The organism is Rhodococcus opacus B4 (assembly GCF_000010805.1).
Taxonomy (GTDB): Bacteria; Actinomycetota; Actinomycetes; order Mycobacteriales; family Mycobacteriaceae; genus Rhodococcus_F; species Rhodococcus_F opacus_C.
Genome location: NC_012522.1, coordinates 2,175,201 through 2,192,328, shown reverse-complemented (window position 1 = coordinate 2,192,328; position 17,128 = coordinate 2,175,201). Strand labels below are relative to the sequence as shown.

The 17,128-nt window shown below is 68.6% G+C and carries 19 protein-coding genes; 13 read left to right on the top strand and 6 right to left on the bottom strand.

Annotated features, from left to right (window positions below; all coding sequences use genetic code 11):
* Positions 1-62: 62 nt before the first annotated feature.
* Both fabG and ROP_RS10225 read left to right on the top strand, forming a co-directional pair.
* The gene (gene fabG, locus ROP_RS10230; protein ID WP_012689260.1) at positions 63-821 is read left to right on the top strand and encodes a 3-oxoacyl-ACP reductase FabG; all 759 of its coding nucleotides are present in this window, start codon (positions 63-65) and stop codon (positions 819-821) included.
* Positions 822-824: 3 nt separating this feature from the next.
* Positions 825-1,814, top strand: a complete 990-nt coding sequence (locus ROP_RS10225) for an NADPH:quinone oxidoreductase family protein (RefSeq protein ID WP_012689259.1) — start codon at positions 825-827, stop codon at positions 1,812-1,814.
* Here ROP_RS10225 and ROP_RS10220 read toward each other — a convergent pair.
* Complete coding sequence (locus tag ROP_RS10220; protein WP_012689258.1) at positions 1,811-2,269, bottom strand: SRPBCC family protein; 459 nt, start codon at positions 2,267-2,269, stop codon at positions 1,811-1,813. The two genes, ROP_RS10225 and ROP_RS10220, sit on opposite strands and share 4 nt — an antisense overlap.
* A 119-nt stretch (positions 2,270-2,388) precedes the next feature.
* Between ROP_RS10220 and ROP_RS10215 the strand changes: the two genes are divergently transcribed.
* From ROP_RS10215 to ROP_RS10200, 4 genes are all read left to right on the top strand, one after another.
* Positions 2,389-3,009, top strand: coding sequence for a TetR/AcrR family transcriptional regulator (locus tag ROP_RS10215; protein WP_012689257.1), 621 nt, complete (start codon positions 2,389-2,391; stop codon positions 3,007-3,009).
* A 99-nt stretch (positions 3,010-3,108) separates the two neighbouring features.
* Positions 3,109-4,320 carry an acyl-CoA dehydrogenase family protein gene (locus ROP_RS10210; RefSeq protein WP_012689256.1) on the top strand — a complete coding sequence of 404 codons (1,212 nt, stop codon included), beginning with the start codon at positions 3,109-3,111 and terminating at the stop codon, positions 4,318-4,320.
* Positions 4,317-5,342, top strand: a complete 1,026-nt coding sequence (locus tag ROP_RS10205) for a phosphotransferase family protein (RefSeq protein ID WP_012689255.1) — start codon at positions 4,317-4,319, stop codon at positions 5,340-5,342. The genes ROP_RS10210 and ROP_RS10205 overlap by 4 nt, the downstream gene beginning before the upstream one ends.
* The gene (locus ROP_RS10200) at positions 5,339-6,076 is read left to right on the top strand and encodes an SDR family NAD(P)-dependent oxidoreductase (protein WP_012689254.1); all 738 of its coding nucleotides are present in this window, start codon (positions 5,339-5,341) and stop codon (positions 6,074-6,076) included. Before ROP_RS10205 ends, ROP_RS10200 begins: the two co-directional genes overlap by 4 nt.
* On the opposite strand, the gene ROP_RS10195 is transcribed toward ROP_RS10200, so the two are convergent.
* Complete coding sequence (locus ROP_RS10195) at positions 6,073-6,624, bottom strand: hypothetical protein (RefSeq protein WP_012689253.1); 552 nt, start codon at positions 6,622-6,624, stop codon at positions 6,073-6,075. The two genes, ROP_RS10200 and ROP_RS10195, sit on opposite strands and share 4 nt — an antisense overlap.
* Positions 6,625-6,719: 95 nt before the next feature.
* Here ROP_RS10195 and ROP_RS10190 point away from each other — a divergent pair, with 95 nt between their 5' ends.
* From ROP_RS10190 to ROP_RS10170, 5 genes are read left to right on the top strand one after another with little or no spacing between them, the layout of a single operon-like run.
* Positions 6,720-7,226 carry a methylated-DNA--[protein]-cysteine S-methyltransferase gene (locus tag ROP_RS10190; protein WP_012689252.1) on the top strand — a complete coding sequence of 169 codons (507 nt, stop codon included), beginning with the start codon at positions 6,720-6,722 and terminating at the stop codon, positions 7,224-7,226.
* A complete protein-coding gene (locus ROP_RS10185; RefSeq protein WP_012689251.1) occupies positions 7,223-7,714 on the top strand; it encodes an RNA polymerase sigma factor in 492 nt (163 codons plus the stop codon). Before ROP_RS10190 ends, ROP_RS10185 begins: the two co-directional genes overlap by 4 nt.
* A complete protein-coding gene (locus ROP_RS10180; RefSeq protein ID WP_012689250.1) occupies positions 7,711-8,313 on the top strand; it encodes a methylated-DNA--[protein]-cysteine S-methyltransferase in 603 nt (200 codons plus the stop codon). The genes ROP_RS10185 and ROP_RS10180 overlap by 4 nt, the downstream gene beginning before the upstream one ends.
* Positions 8,310-9,020, top strand: a complete 711-nt coding sequence (locus ROP_RS10175; protein ID WP_012689249.1) for a 2OG-Fe(II) oxygenase — start codon at positions 8,310-8,312, stop codon at positions 9,018-9,020. Before ROP_RS10180 ends, ROP_RS10175 begins: the two co-directional genes overlap by 4 nt.
* 2 nt (positions 9,021-9,022) lie before the next feature.
* Positions 9,023-9,874 (top strand): DNA-3-methyladenine glycosylase family protein, encoded by an 852-nt coding sequence (locus ROP_RS10170; protein ID WP_012689248.1) that lies wholly within the window; start codon positions 9,023-9,025, stop codon positions 9,872-9,874.
* Here the strand turns inward: ROP_RS10170 and ROP_RS10165 are convergent.
* Positions 9,871-12,093, bottom strand: coding sequence for an MMPL family transporter (locus tag ROP_RS10165; protein ID WP_012689247.1), 2,223 nt, complete (start codon positions 12,091-12,093; stop codon positions 9,871-9,873). The two genes, ROP_RS10170 and ROP_RS10165, sit on opposite strands and share 4 nt — an antisense overlap.
* An 83-nt stretch (positions 12,094-12,176) precedes the next feature.
* Positions 12,177-13,712 (bottom strand): bifunctional 3'-5' exonuclease/DNA polymerase, encoded by a 1,536-nt coding sequence (locus ROP_RS10160; RefSeq protein ID WP_167315977.1) that lies wholly within the window; start codon positions 13,710-13,712, stop codon positions 12,177-12,179.
* Positions 13,713-13,836: 124 nt separating this feature from the next.
* Here ROP_RS10160 and ROP_RS10155 point away from each other — a divergent pair, with 124 nt between their 5' ends.
* Positions 13,837-14,043 carry a hypothetical protein gene (locus ROP_RS10155; protein WP_012689245.1) on the top strand — a complete coding sequence of 69 codons (207 nt, stop codon included), beginning with the start codon at positions 13,837-13,839 and terminating at the stop codon, positions 14,041-14,043.
* Between the two features lies 1 nt (position 14,044).
* Here ROP_RS10155 and ROP_RS10150 read toward each other — a convergent pair whose 3' ends face one another.
* Together ROP_RS10150 and ROP_RS10145 are read right to left on the bottom strand one after the other, a co-directional pair.
* On the bottom strand, positions 14,045-15,388 hold the full coding sequence (locus ROP_RS10150; RefSeq protein ID WP_012689244.1) for a DUF3533 domain-containing protein: 1,344 nt from the start codon (positions 15,386-15,388) through the stop codon (positions 14,045-14,047).
* A gap of 75 nt (positions 15,389-15,463) precedes the next feature.
* The gene (locus ROP_RS10145) at positions 15,464-15,712 is read right to left on the bottom strand and encodes a phosphopantetheine-binding protein (RefSeq protein ID WP_012689243.1); all 249 of its coding nucleotides are present in this window, start codon (positions 15,710-15,712) and stop codon (positions 15,464-15,466) included.
* A 146-nt stretch (positions 15,713-15,858) separates the two neighbouring features.
* On the opposite strand from ROP_RS10145, the gene entS reads away from it, so the two are divergent.
* On the top strand, positions 15,859-17,124 hold the full coding sequence (gene entS, locus ROP_RS10140; RefSeq protein ID WP_043824530.1) for an enterobactin transporter EntS: 1,266 nt from the start codon (positions 15,859-15,861) through the stop codon (positions 17,122-17,124).
* Positions 17,125-17,128: the final 4 nt, after the last annotated feature.

Below are 17,128 nucleotides of genomic sequence, written 5' to 3'. Positions count from 1 at the left end.
CCGAGAAGCGAACTGCGCAAATACCGTACGAAGACCGAGAACAACCAGCATGGAGGAAACAAGTGAGCCAGGAACGTAGAACCGCCATCGTCACCGGGTCGGCCAGGGGAATCGGCGCCGCCGTCGCGAAGCGGCTGGCCGAGGACGGATACGCCGTCGCCGTACTCGACCTCGACGAGGCCGCATGTGCCGGCACCGTCGACGCGATCAAGTCCGCGGGCGGCGAAGCCCTGGCCGTGGGTGCGAACGTCGCCGACGAGGCGTCCGTCGCCGCTGCGGTGGAACGGGTGGCGACCGAACTCGGCGCCCCGACGATCCTGATCAACAACGCCGGAATCACCCGCGACAACCTGCTGTTCAAGATGACCGTCGACGACTGGGACGCCGTGATGAACGTGCACCTGCGCGGCGCGTTCCTGATGTCGCGGGCTGTGCAGAAGCACATGGTGGACGCAGGATTCGGCCGTATCGTGAACCTGTCCAGCACGTCCGCGCTCGGCAACCGCGGTCAGGTCAACTACTCCGCCGCGAAGGCCGGCATGCAGGGCTTCACCAAGACCCTGGCGTTCGAACTCGGCAAGTTCGGTGTCACCGCGAACGCGATCGCGCCCGGATTCATCGAGACCGAGATGACCGCCGCGACCGCGGAGCGAGTGGGCGTCGGATTCGAGGACTTCAAGAAGGCGGCTGCGTCGCAGATCCCCGTCAACCGCGTCGGGCAGCCCGAGGACATCGCGCACACCGCGTCCTTCTTCGTCAGCGAGGGTGCCGGATTCGTGTCGGGTCAGGTCGTCTACGTCGCCGGTGGACCGAAGGACTGATCGATGAAGGCGTGGCGCGTACACGAATTGGGTCAGCCGCGGGACGTCCTGACGTTCGAGGACGTCCCCGACCTCGAGCCGAAACCCGGGGAGTTGCTGGTCAAGGTGCTCTCCGCGGCCGCCAACTTTCCGGATGTGCTGCTCTGCCGCGGTGAGTACCAGATCAAGCCTCCGCTTCCGTTCACTCCCGGCGTGGAGCTGTGCGGCGAGGTGGTCGAGCTGGGGGAGGGTGTCGCCGGGTTCTCGATCGGCGACCGCGTGATCGGCATGCCGAGTCTGCCGAACGGCGGGTTCGCGGAGCTGGCCGTCATGTCGGCGGCTACCGCATTCCCCGCCCCGGAGGCCCTCGACGACGCCGAAGCATCGGCACTGTCGATCGGGTACCAGACGGGATGGTTTGCGCTGCACCGCAGAACACAGATCCAGCCCGGTGAAACCCTGCTCGTGCAGGCCGCGGCCGGTGGAGTGGGCAGCGCGGCAGTGCAACTGGGCAAGGCGGCAGGCGCCAAGGTGATCGGTGTCGTCGGCGGGCCCGAGAAGGCGGCCTACACGCGGGAACTCGGTGCCGACCTCGTGATCGACCGGCACAGCGAGGACTTCGTCCAGGCCGTGAAGGACTTCACCGGCGGTCGCGGTGCGGACGTCGTGTTCGATCCGGTGGGCGGCGACTCGTACACGAAGTCGACCAAGTGCATCGCGTTCGAGGGGCGGATCATCGTGATCGGGTTCGCGAGCGGCACCATCCCGTCACCCGGGTTGAACCATGCGCTGATCAAGAACTACTCGATCATCGGGCTGCACTGGGGGCTGTACAACGCGTACGACCCCGCCGCCATCCGGGAGTGTCACGACGAGCTGACGAGGATGGCCGCGGCCGGCGAGATCAAACCGATGATCAGCGAGCGGCTCGGACTCACCGACGTGGCGGACGGCATCGGACGCCTCGGCGAGGGGACGACGGTCGGACGGCTGGCGTTCCTGCCCGGACGCTAGCGGGCGCGCTTCGCGTACAACTCCTCGAGGTTCTGCCGCAGGGTGGCCTCGGTGTTCTTCACGGCCGTTTCGACGAACGGTTCGACGATGAGCCCGAGTGCCTTGCCCGCGAGACCGCCGGGGAGTTTGTACGCGAAGTCCACGCTGATCTCGGTCTTGTCCTCACCGTGCGCGGTGAACTCCCAGGTGGAGGAGTTGGCGGCACCGTCGAGCGACGCCAGGGTGATGACCCGGTCCTGCACCCACTCGGTGACCTCGAGGCGGGACCGCAGGGTGCTCGGTCCGATGTGTATCGCGGCGTCGAATGTCGACTCCAGCCCCTGGTCGAATTCGCCGATCGGACGGAATTCCGAGACTCCGAACATCCAGTCGGGAACCGTCCGGTAGTCGTCGATGTACGAGAAGGCCACGTGGAGCGGCACGGCTGCGATCGCGGAGTGACGGACGTGGATCATCGGGTGGTCCCTGGCTCTCTGTCGGAGAAGGCTGTCGATCTGGGCGACCTCGTTCGACTCTAGTCAACTCCCGCGACCACGGCAGGGGAGCGGCGGGTACCTGTTCTACCGTAGGACCCATGACGGTAGAGGGCACCCAGCGCGGCAGTTCGTGGCGTGAGTACACCGACCAGGGATTGTCGAAGGTTCTGGCCGCGGCGCTGGCAGCCTTCGTCGAGAAGGGCTACGACGGCGCGTCGATCCGTGAGATCGCGTCACGTTCGGGGCTCTCGGTCCCCGGTCTCTATCACCATTACCCGTCGAAGCAGGCGTTGCTGGTGGGTCTGACGAATGTCGTGATGCGGGAACTCCTCGATCGCAGCCGCGCCGCGGTGGCCGAGGCGGGACCGACGCCGGGCGAGCGGTTCGACGCGGTCATCGAGTGTCTGCTGCGGTTCCATATGTACCGCCGCGAGCAGGCCTTCGTCGCGTCCCGCGAGACACGGAGCATGGAGCCGGAAAGCCGGCAGGCGTACATCGCGCTGCGCGATGAACAGCAGGAGATGCTGGACGACATCGTCCGCGACGGGGTGTCGGCCGGTCTGTTCCGGACGCCGTTTCCGGAGGACGCGAGCCGCGCCGTGGTCACGATGTGCGTCGCGGTGTCCACCTGGTACCGGGAGGACGGGCCGCTTTCGCCCGACGCGCTGGTCGAGCGGTACCTGGCGATCGCGAGGAGCGCCGTCGGCGCATCCGGCTGAGGCTTGACCCCGTCCCGAACGTGTGGAATTCTCGGGAACGACTTCGACCGAGCGAGTGATCGGTCGGTACCGGAGTCGACGTACTGACTGGAGGTAGTTGTGGCGATCGAACTGTCCTATGCACCCGAGGTGACCGCCCTCGTCGAGAAGACCGAGGCGTTCATCCGCGATGTCGTGTTGCCCGTCGAGGACGAGCACGGCGGCGACATCACGGCGGCCGGTGGCGACACCCTGCGTGTGGAGTTGCAGAAGGCGGCGAAGGACGCGGGAGTCTTCGCCCCGCACGCGCCCGTCGAGTACGGCGGACACGGCCTGAACATGACCGACCGCGCGCCCGTCTTCGAGGCGGCGGGCTACTCGCTGTTCGGCCCGACGGCTCTGAACATCGGCGCACCCGACGAGGGCAACGTCCACATGCTCGCGCACATCGCGAGCCCCGAGCAGAAGGAGCGGTACCTCGCCCCGCTCGCGCACGGCGACGTGCGGTCGGCGTTCGCCATGACCGAGCCGTCGCCCGGGGCCGGCTCCGACCCGTCGGCGCTGACCACGCGCGCCGAGAAGGTGCCGGGCGGGTGGAAGATCAACGGCCACAAGTACTTCATCACCGGAGCCGACGGCGCCGGATTCTTCATCATCTTCGCCCGCACGTCCGGCGTGCCCGGCGACCGCGGCGGCGCCACCATGTTCCTCACACCGGCCGACGCCGAGGGGCTGACGGTGGGGCGTCACATCGACACCCTCGACCGGGCGATGATCGGTGGGCACTGCGAGGTGTTCTTCGAGGACCTGTTCGTTCCCGACAGCGGGGTCCTCGGCGAGGTGGACCAGGGATTCGCCTACGCCCAGGTCCGGCTCGGACCAGCCCGGATGACGCACGTCATGCGCTGGCTCGGCGCCGCGCGCCGCGGCCACGACGTCGCCGTCGCGCACGTCGCGCAGCGTGATGGTTTCGGCGGCAAGCTGGGTGATCTCGGCATGGTCCAGAAGATGATCGCGGACAACGAGATCGACATCGCCGCCACCCGGGCGCTGTTGACACGGGCGTGCTGGGAACTCGACCAGGGAGGCCACGCGAGCAACTCGACCTCCATCGCGAAGACCTACGCCGCGGAGGCGATCTTCCGGATCGTCGACAACTCCGTTCAGATGTGCGGCGGTCTCGGCGTGTCCGGCGACCTGCCCCTCGCCCGGCTGTCCCGTGAGGTGCGGCCGTTCCGGGTGTACGACGGTCCGTCCGAGGTGCACCGCTGGGCCATCGCCAAGCGTGTGGTGGGTGCCGCGAAGAAGGCCGCGCGGGAGGCGGGCGCATGACCGAACACCGCGGGCTCGATCTCGTTGCTCTGCAGAAGTTCCTGTCCGACTCGAATGTCCCTCTGAATGGCGAGTTGCGGGCCGACCTGATCTCGGGCGGCAAGTCCAACCTCACCTACGCCATTCTCGACGACTCCTCGCGGTGGGTGCTGCGAAGGCCGCCCACCGCGGGGCTCACACCCTCGGCGCACGACGTGGCCCGCGAGTTCCGCATCACCTCGGCGCTGCAGGGCACCGACGTGCCGGTCGCGGCGACCGTCGCGCTGTGCGAGGACGACAGCGTGATGGGCGCGCCGTTCACCGTGGTGGAACACGTGACGGGGCAGGTGATCCGGACCAAGTCGGAACTCGATGCGCTGTCCGACGCCGACATCGACGCGTGCACCGACGAACTGGTCCGCGTGCTCGGCGCGCTGCACAACGTCGACTACGACGCCGTCGGCCTGGGCGAACTGGGCCGGCCGGACGGGTACGTGGCCCGGCAGGTGAAGCTGTGGGCGAGTCAGTGGGGGCGGGTGAAGACGACGGACTCCGCCGACGTCGATCGCCTCCATTCCGCGCTGACCGAGTCGATTCCGCAGCAGTCGGCGTCGTCGATCGTGCACGGCGACTACCGCATCGACAACACGATCCTGGCGCCCGGTGACGTGAGCACCGTGGCGGCGGTCGTCGACTGGGAACTCTCGACCCTCGGCGACCCGCTCACCGACGTCGCTCTGATGTGCGTCTACCGGCATCCGGCGCTCGACCTGGTGCTCGGCGAACCGGCGGCGTGGACGAGCCCGCGACTGCCGTCGGCGGACGATCTCGCGCAGCGCTACACCGTGGCGTCGGGGCGTGAACTCGAGCACTGGAACTTCTATCTGGCGCTCGCGAACTTCAAGCTCGCCGTCATCGCCGAGGGCATCAACCACCGCTACCGGGCCGGCGCCACCGTCGGAGACGGTTTCGACAAGGCAGGCGACGCGGTGCCCGAATTCATCACAGCCGGCCTCCGCGCCCTGAAAGGACAGACGGTATGAGCCGCAGCGCACTGATCACCGGCGCCTCGCGTGGCATCGGACTCGGTATCGCCACCCGCCTCGCGGAGCAGGGATACGGGCTGACGATCACGGCCCGCGACCGTGAGCGGCTCGACACGGTGGCCTCCGACCTGCGGACCGCGGGCGCGAAGGACGTCGTCGTGGTCGCGGGAGACCTCGCAGACGAGGACTCGGCGGGACGCGTCGTCGAGGCGCACGCCGACGCCTTCGGCTCGCTGAACGCGCTGGTACTCAATGCCGGGGTGGGCACCGCGGGCGCCATCGGGGAATTCCCCATGCGCCGATTCGACAAGAGCCTCGGCGTCAACCTGCGGGCGCCGTTCAGCCTGTTGCAGCAATCGCTGCCGCTGCTCCGGACCGGTGCCGCGGAGAACCCGGGACGCGGATCGAAGGTCGTCGCCCTGGCCTCGATCACCGGCGTGTACGCCGAGGCGGGGCTCGCCGTCTACGGGGCGACCAAGGCCGCGCTGATCTCCCTCACCGAGACGCTGAACGTGGAGGAGTCGGGCAACGGGATCTCCGCGACCGCGCTCGCCCCGGCCTACGTCGACACCGACATGGCGGCGTGGACTCACGACACGATCCCGCCCGAGACGATGATCGAGGTGAACGACATCGTCGAACTCGTCGACGCCCTGCTGCGGCTGTCCTCGCGCGCGGTGGTCCCGAAGCTCGTCGTCGGACGGGCCGGAACGGACGGCTACCGCGCCTAGTCCTCGTCCTCCTGGGCCTCGCCGCGCTTGCGGAAGAACTTGAAGCCGGGAACGCCCTGGATCGCCTGACGCACCCCCTGGACCTCCTCGAGGAGCTGGTGGATCTCCGGCGACACCGTGTCGAGGGTCGCGAGGATCGGCATGAGCCCCTCCATGCGCATCGTCAGCTCGGGCAGGTGGTCCACCAACCCGATCGCGGCGTGAATCTCCTCCTCGGTGAGGTCGTCGACGAACCGCTGCGCGAGTGGGGCGGCCTTCGTCGCGAGCGGCTCGTACAGGTCGATCAGGGTCTGCGCGGACGCGGACGTGGTTCCCGCCGTGGCGACGACGGTGGCCGCCGCTTCCGCAACCGCGTTCGCCCTCGCCACCGCGATCTCGGCGCCGTCGCTGATCGCCTCGATGCGGGAGATCAGCACCTCGACCTGGTCCAGGAGGGCGCCGATCCGGCCGGGAAGGGAGACGACGAGTTCAGCGGTGTCCGCCGACCACCGGGCGATACCGGTGACGGTGCGCACCAGGTCGCGGGTGCCGAGTTGTACGAGAGCCATCGGCCCATCCTGCCTGATGCATTTCCGCACCTCACGTTTCGGTCGTGGCAGACGTCTACCTTTCAGAGGCCCGTACACCTGGAAGGATTGGCACCGTGAATGCCGACCGAGCAGCACACACTGTCATCGATTCGCCGATCGGTCCCCTGACGCTGGTGAGCGTCGACGGGGTGCTGAGCGGCATCTACATGGCCGAACACCGGCACCAGCCGAATCCCGCGACGTTCGGAGACCGCGACACCGCGGGGTTCGACGAGGCCACCGCCCAGCTCGCCGAATACTTCGACGGCAGGCGCACCGAGTTCACCGTCCCGCTCGCCACGCGGGGCACCCCGTTCCAGAAGCGGGTGTGGGACGCGCTGCGCACCATCCCGTACGGCGACACCTGGACGTACGGTCGGCTGGCCGATTCCCTCGGCAGCCCGACCGCGGTTCGCGCGGCGGCGGCGGCGAACGGCAGAAATCCGATCAGCATCATCATTCCGTGCCACCGGGTGATCGGGAGCAACGGCAGCCTGACGGGGTATGCGGGCGGACTCGACCGCAAACGGTTCCTGCTCGAACGCGAAGCCGAACGGGCGGGACTCCGGCTGAGCTCATGACCCTGAAGCCGTTCGAAGACGTCGTGGCCGAGCACGGTGGGACGGTCCTGCGGGTCTGCCAGGCCGTGGTCGGCCCGGTGGATGCCGAGGACGCCTGGTCGGAGACGTTCATCGCCGCGATGCGGGCGTACCCCGACCTGAGTCCGGAGAGCAACGTGGAGGCGTGGCTGGTGACGATCGCGCACCGGAAAGCGCTCGACCACATCCGTGCGCGCGACCGGCGGCCCGTCCCCACCGACGAACTCCCGGAGCAGACCACCGACCCCGGACTTCCCGGCGGTTACGACCCGGAGTTGTGGAAAGCGGTCGGTGCCCTGCCGATGAAGCAGCGGGCAGCGGTGGCGTACCACTACCTGGCTGGGCTGCCGTACACCGAGATCGCGGTGCTCCTGGGCAACTCCCCGGCCGCGTCGCGGCGGGCGGCCTCGGACGGCGTTGCGGCGCTGCGCAAGACCCTCTCGATCTCTGTGAGTGGAGACATCACATGAACATCCCCGACATCGTCTACTCCCTGTTCCCGTTGGACTCCGCGGTCGAGCAGAAACTGCGTGAGCGTCTCGCCGTCGCCGCCGCCGACGCCGGGCTCCTCGACGTCGCGTACCGGACACTCGACACCCCGGTCGGTTCACTACTGCTCGCCGCGACCGATCGCGGGCTGGTGCGGGTCGCGTTCCCCAGCCAGGATCACGACGCCGTGCTGCAGACCCTCGCCGAGCAGATCAGTCCCCGGATTCTGCGGGCACCGGCCCGGCTCGACCGGGTCGCCTACGAGATCGACGAATACTTCCTCGGCAGGCGCACGAGCTTCGACGTCCCGCTGGACTTCCGGCTGTCGAAGGGATTTCGGCTCGAAGTGCTGCACCATCTTCCCGACATCGACTACGGGCACACCGCCAGCTACGCGGCGGTCGCGGCCGCCGCGGGCAGTCCGAGAGCGGTGCGCGCGGTCGGCACCGCGTGCGCGCTCAATCCGCTGCCCGTCGTGGTGCCCTGCCACCGGGTGGTCCGCAGCGACGGCAGCATGGGCCAGTACGCCGGTGGACCGGAGGCCAAGTCGATCCTGCTGACATTGGAGGCCGCGGCATGACCACCGTGACGCAACGCGTGAACGCTCTGGATTGGCCGAACCTGCACGCCGAGACCGACGCCGCGGGATGCGCGCAATCGGAGCAGATCCTGACCGCCCAGGAATGCGGGCAGATCGCGGACATGTACGAGGAGGTCGAGCGTTTCCGGTCCACTGTGGACATGGCCCGGCATCGCTTCGGCTCGGGGCAGTACCGGTACTTCGACTATCCGCTGCCGGAGGTCGTGGCCGAACTCCGCAGCGCCTTCTACCCGAAACTGCTTCCCGTGGCCCGGGACTGGGCGGCCAAGCTGAGGCAGCCGTCGCCGTGGCCGGACACTCTGGACGAATGGCTGGACATGTGCCACGACGCCGGTCAGAAGCGGGCGACACCGATCCTGCTCAGTTACCGGGCGAACGACTGGAACGCCCTGCACCGCGACCTCTACGGCGACCTGGTGTTCCCGTTGCAGGTGGTGATCGGACTCGACCGTCCCGGGGTGGATCACGAGGGCGGCGAGTTCATGCTGGTGGAGCAGCGGCCCCGCGCCCAGTCGCGAGGCACGGTGACGACGCTGCAGCAGGGTCACGCTCTGATCTTCACCACCCGGGACCGGCCCGTGCGGTCGACCCGCGGTTGGTCGACGGCCCCGGTGCGGCACGGTGTCAGCACCATCCGGCGCGGCACCCGCCGGACCCTCGGCCTGGTCCTGCACGACGCGGAGTGACCGTGAGAGTGCTGTTGCCCTACCGGGGTCCGTTCACCCATGCACCGCTGTGGGGTGCGCTCCGCGCGCACACCCTGTCCGGGCTCGAGCGGCACGACCCCGACGGAACCCACACCCGGGTGGTGAACGGACCGCACGGGCCCGCGCTGGTGTCCGTGGTCGTGCGCCCCGCCGACGGGGATGTCGAGGCGGATGTGACACCGGCGGATCCGGACGATGTCGAGGCGTTGACCGCCACGATCCGGCGGTGGCTCGACCTGGATGCGGATCCGCTGCCGATCGACGCCGCGTTGAGCCGCCACCCGCAGCTTGCTGCGCTGGTGGCGCAACGGCCGGGACTGCGGCGCCTGGGTAGCGTGGACGGGTTCGAGACAGCGGTCCTGACCGTTCTCGGACAACAGGTTTCGCTGGCCGCTGCCCGGACGTTCGGGAGCCGGCTCGTGGCCGCGTACGGCCGGCCCGTCCACGACGGCTTCTTCGCGTTCCCCGAACCGCAGACGCTGGCGGCGCTCGCACCCGAACAGTTGCGCTCGACTCTCGGTCTCACCGGGTCCCGGGCCAGGACGGTGCTCGCGCTCGCCGAGGCAGCGTCGAACGGACTGCGTCTCGGCGCGGACACCGATCCGGCCGAATTCCGGGCCGGTCTGCTCGCGCTGCCCGGTATCGGCCCGTGGACGGCGGACTATCTGACGGTGCGGGTACTGGGCGACCCGGACGCGTTCACCCCCGACGACCTCGTCCTCAAACGCGCGCTGGGGGTCAGGACCGGAAGGCAGGCAGCGGAACTCGCCGAGGCGTGGCGGCCCTGGCGGGCATACGCCCTGTTTCACCTGTGGACGGACGCAGCGTATTAGTCCTTTGCCTTCGCCAGCGCCGACGGCCACCAGATCTTCTTGCCGATGTCGTGGGAGAGCGCCGGGACGAGGATGCTGCGCACGATGATCGTGTCGAGGAGCACGCCGAACGCGACCGCGAACCCGACCTCGGCGAGGAACACCAGCGGCAGCACACCCAGCACCGCGAACGTCGCGGCGAGCACCACACCGGCCGACGTGATGACCCCACCGGTCACCGCCAGTCCGCGCAGCACACCGGATTTGGTGCCGTGTTCCTCGGTTTCCTCGCGGACCCGCGTCATCAGGAAGATGTTGTAGTCGATGCCGAGGGCAACCAGGAACACGAACGCGAACAGCGGGAACGCGGGATCCGCGTTCGCGAAGTGGAAGACGTGGGTGAAGAAGAGCCCGCACACGCCGAGCGTCGCCGCGAACGACAGGACCACGGTGGCGATGAGGATGATCGGCGTGAGCAACGCGCGGAGCAGGATGGACAGCACGACGAAGATGACGACGAGAACGATCGGAATGATCAGGTTCCGGTCGTGCACCGACGCCGTCTGCACATCGAGAGTGGTTGCGGTGCTGCCACCGACCAGCGCATCGGCGCCGGGCACGGCGTGCGCCGCGTCCCGCAGTCGATGCACCGTCTCGAGGGCTTCCGGGGAATCGTACGAGTCGGCGAGGGTCACGTTGACGACCATTCGTCCGTCGATCGGTGCGGCCGTGAGGAAGTCGGGTGCGCATCCCTGCCCGGCCGCCGAAGCCACCGCCGCTGGATTCGACTTGACGAGGGCGGACAGCTTCTCGACATCGACCTGCGGGCACACCGCGCCGGGATCCGACGACACTCCCTCGACACCGCTCACGGCCGCGATGACCGCGTCCGTCTGATCGGCGTTGGTGACGATGACGGCGGGCGCGCCGGCGCCCGGGTCGAATTTGGAGTCGTACAACTCCTGACCGACGACAGCGTCAGGCCGGTTGGTGAAGTTCTCCGACGAGGAGAGCCCGTCCGTCTTCAGGCTGCCGATGCCGACCAGGAACAGCACGGCCAGCAGCACCGTCGTCCCGATCCAGAGGGAGCGGTCCTTGCTTCCCACCTGGGCGGCGATCTTGCCCCACAGGCCGTGCGTGGTGAGGTCGGCGGCCTGATCCACCTTGGGTTTCCGCGGCCAGAACACCCACCGTCCCGCCGCGGACAGTGCCACCGGCAGGAACGTCATCATCACGAGGTACGTGCACGCGATGCCGATCGCGGCGACCGGCCCGAGGCTCTTGTTGGAGTTCAGTTCGGAGAACGTCAGGCACAGCAGACCGAGGATGACGGTGACCGCCGACGCCGTGATGGCAGGGGCGGATTCCTTCCAGGCCTTGGTCATGGCGTCGAACCGGCTGGGGTAGAAGTGCAGTTCTTCCCGATAGCGGGAGATCAGCAGCAGGGCATAGTCGGTGCCGGCCCCGATCACGAGGACGAACAGGATGCCCTGACTCTGCCCGGTGAGAGTGAGCACCTCGGCCTTGGCGAGGAAGTAGATGACCATCGACGCCAGACCGAGCGCGAGCAGCGCCGAGAAGAGCGGGAAGAACCACAGCACCGGCGAGCGATACACCACCAGCAGGATCAGGACCACCACGAGCAGCGCGGCGCCCAGCAGCGCGCCGTCCAGGCCGGCGAACGCGTCGATGAACGCCACCAGCAGACCGCCGGGGCCGGCGGGGAGCACCTCGAGCCCGGTGGCCGCGTCCTTCGCGGCGGTGAGAACATTCTCCTCGGTGGCGGCGAGCACGTCGCCGGCGACCGCTGTGCCGTCCTCCTTCGCGACGAGGGGAACGAAGATCGACGCCGTGGTGCCGTCCTCCGAGAACTGCGGCTGGGACATGCCTTCGGCGTCGACGCCGTCGACGGCCGCGATGGCGTCGCGCGCCCGGGCGACGGCGGCCTTGTCCTGGTCGGTGAGCGGTGCGTCGCTGTGGAACAGCACGAAACCGGGGATGGTCTCGACGGTGAGGAACTTGGACGATTCGTTGGTGACGATCGTCGATTCGGCGGAACTCGACAGGTAGGCGGCGTTGTCGTTCTTCTGGACCTCGGTGAGCTTCCCCTGGAACGACCCCCCGAATCCGCCCGCGAAGAACGCGACGATCGCGATGGCCACGATCGTGAACGCAGGCCAGCGAAAGCGGCGCGACTTCTCGCCGCTCGTGCTCGAGTCCGTCGAATCCAACTTCGTCATGGGTTCTCCTTCGCCGCCCCCGCCAGCAGTGCGTCCCAGTACACCATGCGGAGCGCACCCGCGACACCGGAAACCTGCGCGGTTCAGGCCTCGTCGGAGGTTTCCGCGTAGCAGTCCCGCACCGCCACATCCATCGGAAACCGCACCCGCGTCTCACCGAACAGCAACCGGGTGGCTACGTCGACAGCGCCGAGAACGTGCCGTGTCGCGGACTCCGGGTTCCGGGTGTGCACCATCACCTCGTCGTGCTGGAAGAAGACCAGTTCGCTGTCCGGTTCGTCGGCCAGGCGGCGCCGCAGATCGGCGAGCACGCACAGCGCCCACTCGGACGCCGTGGCCTGCACCACGAAGTTTCGGGTGAACCGGCCGCGGGAACGCGCGTCGCCGTGGGACCAGAAGTCGGGTGACGGCGGTGGGCAGGCGCGACCGAGCCACGAGTGCACGACCTCGCCGCGTTCACCGGCGCGGGCCGCCCTCTCCACGTATTCGACGGCGACGGGAAAGCGGGTGCGCAGCAGGGTCAGCAGCGAACGGGCCTCACCTGCGGTGGCGCCGTACAGCACACCGAGGATCGCGACCTTGGCCTTGCCGCGGTCGCCGTCGAACGTCTCCGCCGCGACCGGTGCGTACAGGTCGTCGGCGCCCGCAGCGGCGACCATGCGGGTGTCACCCGACATGGCAGCCAGGATGCGGGGTTCGAGCTGGCCGGCGTCGGCGATGACGAACGTGTGACCCGGGTCGGCGATCACACTCGACCGCAGCGGTTTCGGAATCTGCAGTGCGCCGCCGCCGCGGCTCGCCCACCGCCCCGACACCACGCCGCCGGGGACGTAGACGGGCCGGAACCGGTTGTCGCGGACCCAGCTGTCCAGCCACTGCCAGCCGTTCGTGCTGAACAGCTTGGACAGGTCCCGGTGGTGCAGGAGCAGCGGGACCGCGGGGTGATCGACCTCGCGCAGCAGATGTTTGCGGGTCGACGCGAGTTCGATGCCCTCGCGGCGGAAGGCGTCGACGACCTCGACGTGGGACGCCGGGTTGATGCGACGGCCGAACGCCGCCCCGATCTCGACGGAGACGTCCTGGATGCGCTGCGGGAGGTCGTACCCGGCGGGCCGGGGCCCGAGCGTCGCTTCGAGGAAGGCGCGGTGGGAGTCGGTGGAGAACGGCAACCCGTCGAAACCCATCTCCGCCGCGGCCAGCGCTCCCGCGGACTCGGCGGCGACCAGGAGGTCCAGTTTCGCATCGGCTCCGATCGTCTTCCGCTGTTCCGCGAAGTCGGTGACCACCTGCGCCGGGTCCGCGGTGGGGGCGGTGTCGAACAGGCCGGGACGTTCGTCGACGGGTTCGTCGGCCGGCGGCGCGGGAACACCGTCGCGCATGCTGAGGACGGCATGGGTGAGCGCGAGGTCGTGGCAGCGTCGCACCCGCACCCCGGCCCGCAGCAGCGCCGGATAGACGGCGGCGGTACTCGTCCAGACCCAGCGGGGGTGCTCGGCTGCCTCGAGGTCGCGGACCGCGGTCACGGCGTCGGAGTGCCGACGCGGCGACTCGACCGGAACTCCCGCGGGATCGGTGCGAACGGTCGTCGCGCCACCCTCGGCGCCGGGAACCAGGACCATTCTCACGGGGCCCAGTCTGCTCCGCGCCACCGACAGTCGATAAACCGCCGTCCGAGGAGGGGAAAACCGCAGGTCCGGCACTACACTGAACGCAGACGCTTCTCGCCGGAAGGAGGGGCATCCGATGGCAACCATCGAAGAGTTCGAGCAGACGGTGACCGACAAGGTGATCGCCGGACTGCACGACAAATTCGCCGACTACGAGCGCCGCGGAGTCGGACTCGCCGAACTCGGCGACCCCGATCGGTTCGTCGAACGGATCCTGGCGGCCGTGCCCGCCCCGCATCCCTGGTACGAACAGTTCGGCACGGCCTGGTCGACGCCCGCGTGACTCACGCCCCGGCGGCGTCCACCGGTTCGGGTTCGGTCTGTGCCTTGTGGCGGCGGTGCAGGCCCTTGCGGTCGTAGAACCGGGTGATGACGGCACCGAAGACGAGGCCGATGAGCAGGCCTGCGAGGGTCATCCATACGGCGTGGATGAGCCCTGCGTCGCCCGAGGCGCCGAAGAACATGATGGCCCGCACCCCGATGTAGATCTGGTGCATCGGTTCGAACTCGCCGAGCCAGGTGTACAGCCGCGGCGCCGCTTCGAGCGGGATCGTGCCCCCGGACGAGGGAAGCGCCAGCACGACGAAGACCAGCAGGTTGATGAGCAGGCCCAGATTGCCGAACGCGGCCATCACGGACATCGCCGTGATCCCGACCGCGGCGATCGCGAACGCGCCGTACTCCCACAGCGCGAGCGGATCGGTGATCGGCAGACCCAGGGCGGAGCTGATCCACAGATACAGGCCCGACACGATCATCGCCAGCGCCACCATCACCGCCCACTTGATCAGCAGGGTGTTGAAGCGGGAGATCGGGACCGCCTCGTTGTGGAGGTACAACGGCCCGACCTCGGTCGGGGTGAATCCGAGCATGCCGTCGATCAGGGTGCTCGCGATGGTCGCACCGGTGAATCCCGCCAGCACGATCAGAAGCGCGTAGTAGAACGCCGCCAGCCCGAAACCGGTGCCGTCCGGCAGCGGATTGTGGGCCACGACCCGCACGTCGATGGGGTCGTCGAGCACCAGCCGGCTGGCCCCCGACAGCTGGAGGTCGGGCGCCGTCGCCTGGAGTTGCTGCGTCACCTGGGTGGTGAGTTGTTCGCCCATCGTCTGGTTGGCCTTGTCCATCGCCGTCTCACCGATGTTCTGGACGAGGTTCGCGCTGATCGTGCCGGCGCGGGGGTTCGTGTAGATGGTGATGACGGGCCGCTCGACGTCCCCGGGGATCACACTCGCCTGGGCGAGGATGAGTGTGCGTTTCGTGAAGTCGCTCGGTATGACGATGGCGCCGTAGATCTCCCCGTTGTCCAGTGCGGACTGGGCCTGCGCGATCCCGATCTGCCGCAGTTCGATCTTGTCCGGATCGACGCCCTCGACGAGACCCGCGGCGATCTGGTTGCCGAAGTTCTGCTGCTGCGGTGGATCGGAGTTGGGCAGGGTGTCGCCCTCGTCCTGATCGACGAGGGCGATGGGGAAGTGGTTGAGGTGCTCGGGGGGATTGAGCATGCCGCCCATGTACAGCGCGGCGAGCAGGGACATGACGACGGACACGAGGACCACGGGAGCTATCCAGAACCGTGGTGTCCGCAGCACGCTCATCTTGCCGGTATCGCTGGTTTCGTGTGCCATGGCCCCTCGCGTCCTCCCGTGTCCGGGCCGACCCGGGGATCGACCAGCCGGATCAAGCGTAGGCGGTGGGACCGCTCATCGCGCCGCGGTGACCTCGAACCAGGCGTCGAGTGTCGGCTCGCCGACGAGGTCGACGAGATCCACCTGCACACCGTCGGCCCGCCACCGTTCGACCAGCGCCATGACCCGCACGGAGTCCATTCCCTCGTCGAGGAGGTTCGCGGTGTCGTCGATGTCGGCGACCGGGACGTCGAGGACGTCGGCGACGTCGGCGCGGATTCGGTCGCGGGTCGGAACGGTGCTGGGAGCGGAACTCACTGTCATCCTCCGGTGCGTCGGCCGGACCACGGCGCGTTGAGCCGGTTCGGCCGTATGGGGTAGGTTGCTGGGTTAGTGAAGCCTAAGCATAGTTGCTCTCCGCGCGAACGGCGAAACGGAGAGCTGTTGCAACCGAATGTGAATGGATGACAATGGCTGGATTATCGCGATACGCAATCGACTTGACGCCACTCCGGACGAGTCGCGAGTTCCGATACATCTTCATTGCCCGCACGATCTCCATCTTCGGTCTGGGTCTGCTCCTGGTGGCGGTGCCACTGCAGGTGTACGACATGACGAATTCCACACTGGCAGTGGGCGCGGCGAGCATCGTCGTGGGCTCCTCGGTGTTCATCGGCACCCTGTTCGGCGGCGTGATCGCCGACCGGTACGACCGCAGGCCGGTCATCTCGCTCGCCCGTGCCGCCGCGGGCGTGGCGTTCGCGATCCTCGCGGTCAACGCGTTCCTCCCCACACCCCAGTTGTGGATCATCTACCTGTGCGGCGTGATCGAGGGCCTCGCAGGCGGCATCTCCGCGACCGCACTGATGGCCGTGATCCCGTCGCTGCTGCCCAAGGACAAGATGGCCGCCGCCGGTGCCCTGATGACCGTGATGGCCGATCTCGGGACGGTCGCGTCACCTGCCATCGGCGGTGTGATCATCGCGGCGACGTCGGTGGGCACCAACTACGTTCTTGCCGCGGTGTCCTCGGGCATCACCGCGTACTGCATCGCCAGGCTGCCGTCGCTGCCGCCGCCGGTCAAGAACACCGAGAGCCCGCTGCGGTCGATCGCCAGTGGTTTCACGTACGCCGCCAAAGACTCCGTGGTCGGCGGGACGCTGCTGGTCGGCTTCTGCGCGATGATGCTGACCGGCTGGAACGTGCTGTTGCCCGCCTACGCGAGTGAGGTGCTCCACGCCGGGCCGGCCGCCACCGGACTGCTCTACAGTGCCCCCGCAGTCGGCGCCCTCACCGGGTCGCTCACGAGCGGCTGGACGGGAACCGCGCGTCGCGGCGGCCTGATCGTGTTCCTCGCGGCCATGATCGCGTCGGCCGGGCTGATCGGCGTCGGCGCGGTCCCGATGATCGCGGTCACGTTCCTCGGGCTCGCCGCACACGGGTTCGGACGTGTGCTCGGCGACATCCTCCGGTACGCGGTCATCCAGACCGAGACTCCCGAGGAATACCGCGGACGCGTCGCCGGTGTGTGGGGCGCCCAGATCTCCACCGGCTCGGCCGCCGGAGCGCTCGTCGCGGGCGCCGTCGGCGCGGCGGTGGGACCGCGGGAGGCGTTCCTCCTCTACGGGGCGGGCGGCATCGTGGTGCTGGCGGTTCTCGCGGTGGCCCTGAAGGGCTTGCGCACCTACAGCAGTGCCGCTGCCGAGGAGGACGACCTCTCGGCAGCGGCACAGTGACGCT

What these genes read in the sequence shown, in the direction of transcription:
- ROP_RS10225 (WP_012689259.1), top strand. Translation starts at nt 825, where the DNA reads ATGAAGGCGTGGCGCGTACACGAATTGGGTCAGCCGCGGGACGTCCTG.
- ROP_RS10220 (WP_012689258.1), bottom strand. Translation starts at nt 2,269, where the DNA reads ATGATCCACGTCCGTCACTCCGCGATCGCAGCCGTGCCGCTCCACGTG.
- ROP_RS10215 (WP_012689257.1), top strand. Translation starts at nt 2,389, where the DNA reads ATGACGGTAGAGGGCACCCAGCGCGGCAGTTCGTGGCGTGAGTACACC.
- ROP_RS10205 (WP_012689255.1), top strand. Translation starts at nt 4,317, where the DNA reads ATGACCGAACACCGCGGGCTCGATCTCGTTGCTCTGCAGAAGTTCCTG.
- ROP_RS10200 (WP_012689254.1), top strand. Translation starts at nt 5,339, where the DNA reads ATGAGCCGCAGCGCACTGATCACCGGCGCCTCGCGTGGCATCGGACTC.
- ROP_RS10195 (WP_012689253.1), bottom strand. Translation starts at nt 6,624, where the DNA reads ATGGCTCTCGTACAACTCGGCACCCGCGACCTGGTGCGCACCGTCACC.
- ROP_RS10185 (WP_012689251.1), top strand. Translation starts at nt 7,223, where the DNA reads ATGACCCTGAAGCCGTTCGAAGACGTCGTGGCCGAGCACGGTGGGACG.
- ROP_RS10180 (WP_012689250.1), top strand. Translation starts at nt 7,711, where the DNA reads ATGAACATCCCCGACATCGTCTACTCCCTGTTCCCGTTGGACTCCGCG.
- ROP_RS10175 (WP_012689249.1), top strand. Translation starts at nt 8,310, where the DNA reads ATGACCACCGTGACGCAACGCGTGAACGCTCTGGATTGGCCGAACCTG.
- ROP_RS10165 (WP_012689247.1), bottom strand. Translation starts at nt 12,093, where the DNA reads ATGACGAAGTTGGATTCGACGGACTCGAGCACGAGCGGCGAGAAGTCG.
- ROP_RS10160 (WP_167315977.1), bottom strand. Translation starts at nt 13,712, where the DNA reads ATGGTCCTGGTTCCCGGCGCCGAGGGTGGCGCGACGACCGTTCGCACC.
- ROP_RS10155 (WP_012689245.1), top strand. Translation starts at nt 13,837, where the DNA reads ATGGCAACCATCGAAGAGTTCGAGCAGACGGTGACCGACAAGGTGATC.
- ROP_RS10150 (WP_012689244.1), bottom strand. Translation starts at nt 15,388, where the DNA reads ATGGCACACGAAACCAGCGATACCGGCAAGATGAGCGTGCTGCGGACA.
- ROP_RS10145 (WP_012689243.1), bottom strand. Translation starts at nt 15,712, where the DNA reads ATGACAGTGAGTTCCGCTCCCAGCACCGTTCCGACCCGCGACCGAATC.
- entS (WP_043824530.1), top strand. Translation starts at nt 15,859, where the DNA reads ATGGCTGGATTATCGCGATACGCAATCGACTTGACGCCACTCCGGACG.